Below are 1,783 nucleotides of genomic sequence, written 5' to 3'. Positions count from 1 at the left end.
CAGTTTTGGCAGTTTGAAAAGCAATTTTGCCAATATGCTTTATACTCATTCCATTTTTTACTTCGCCATAGCGTAAAAAAGCACCATTTTTATCATATAAAAAATATTTATAAAGTGTATAATTAGTTGGATTTTTAATATTTAATTCAACAGTACCGCTAATATCAAACTTTACAGTTCTATTCATAGACTCATTAATAACTGTTTCGCCATTATTATCATTATATTTACCAACTTCCCAAGCAACATTTAAAGTTGTTGGTGTTAAACTGTTCGCTTGTGCTTCGGTAGCCTTTGCCATTGCATTTTTGGCTTCACTTTCAGCTTGTTTTGCTGTTTCTTGAGCAGTTGTTACATTTTGATTTGTGATTAATAAATCTGATTGTTCAGCTTTTGTTGAAATTGCAATCCCTTGCCTGCTGACATCAGCTTGTAAGTTGTTCAAGTCTGTTTGATTGGCTTTAAGCTCAATATTGCTCTTGTTTGATTCAGTTTGAGCATGTAAGTCATTCAACTCACTACGCATTACTTGTGGCATATTTTCCAATAATAATTTTGTAAAATCATCAATCTTATTATTTACTTCTTGAGCTAAATCTGTAACCGTAGAATTATCTGATATAAACGTAAGGTTCTTGCTGACGATAACCTGCTCTTTATCTTCATTGAGAAGTATTAAGTTCGCTTCAATAACTCCAGTTTCTGTCATTTCGGTAGGAATTACTAAAATAAACTCTCCCTTAGTTAAGTTTTCAGGAGGAATCATAACAAAACCTGAATTACTGCTATTAGTATATTGATATGTAAGTTTTAATGAATGGCCAGTCAAATCAATTTCGCCTCCATTATCAAGTATTTTAATTGACAATGTTCTAGCGTTGACGTCGCCTTGCATTATTTGAATTGGTTGTGGGAAGCCTTTATTGACCGTATCCCATACAATCGCTCTATTTTTAAAATTATCTAAACTCATTAAAAAATACCATTATTGTTAATTTCAATCAAATGTAATTAAACCACTTTCTACTTTTATAATTTCATTGAATTAGCATAAATAGCGCCTTTTTTCAATGTTGTTTTAACGTCTTGCATACCTTTTTTATTTCTTAAAAAGTACATACCATGATAACCGCTAGTATAATTAGCTCTAGTACCTGCGTCAATAACTATTTTATCGCCTTTTTTAACTTGTTTTAAGTTACTTGATAATTGACCAGTATTTTGGTATCTAGCATAAGTATAGGTGTGACCATGACTTCTAATTAATCTAGTTCTTCGGCTTGCACTATTCGCTTTAGCTTTAAATTCTGCTTCAAACCAGTCGCCCATGCGTTCTGTTACTTTAGTTTGCATTTCTTTAGCTATGCTTGCTGTATTAAGTAAATTCATTGCCATGCTTGACCACCTGCACCACAAGGCAAATAAACAGTACCAGTATAATTGTACAAATGGCTATTCTCTGACCAGTTCGTCATATTCCAACCGTTTTGTAAAACATTTCCGACTAGTTCTACAAGTTCATCGTCAACATCTTTAACAGATAAAACAACTTGATAATAGTAACCCATGACAAAGCTCGTATTATCCATTTTAATGACCTTTGAGTCACTAAGTGATAAATATACCGTCTTGTCTTCTATCGTGTCCTTAACACCTAAAATAACGTCATTTAGAGGCATTGTAAGCAAATTGTTGTACCAATCTATATAAGAATCAAATTCCATTGCTTACTACCCCCTCTAAAATCATCTTGTTATTCTTAGGGTTTCTTTCCCATGTTGTA

Annotated in this window: 3 protein-coding genes; all 3 read right to left on the bottom strand. The window is 32.5% G+C overall.

All coding sequences use genetic code 11. The features are described 5' to 3' along the window. Positions 1–973: BppU family phage baseplate upper protein (locus tag FDX22_RS21220; protein ID WP_222592547.1), on the bottom strand; the 973-nt coding region annotated here is incomplete at its 3' end. Between the two features lie 56 nt (positions 974–1,029). Continuing rightward, a complete protein-coding gene (locus FDX22_RS21215; protein WP_036853152.1) occupies positions 1,030–1,395 on the bottom strand; it encodes a hypothetical protein in 366 nt (121 codons plus the stop codon). Then, positions 1,386–1,724, bottom strand: coding sequence for a hypothetical protein (locus FDX22_RS31700; protein ID WP_036853151.1), 339 nt, complete (start codon positions 1,722–1,724; stop codon positions 1,386–1,388). The genes FDX22_RS21215 and FDX22_RS31700 overlap by 10 nt, the downstream gene beginning before the upstream one ends. Positions 1,725–1,783: the final 59 nt, after the last annotated feature.

The sequence above is a fragment of the Citrobacter sp. TBCS-14 genome, assembly GCF_005280805.1.
Lineage (GTDB): Bacteria > Pseudomonadota > Gammaproteobacteria > Enterobacterales > Enterobacteriaceae > Citrobacter > Citrobacter gillenii.
Note: the sequence above shows the minus strand (reverse complement) of the source record. Positions and strands in the feature narration are given on the sequence as shown.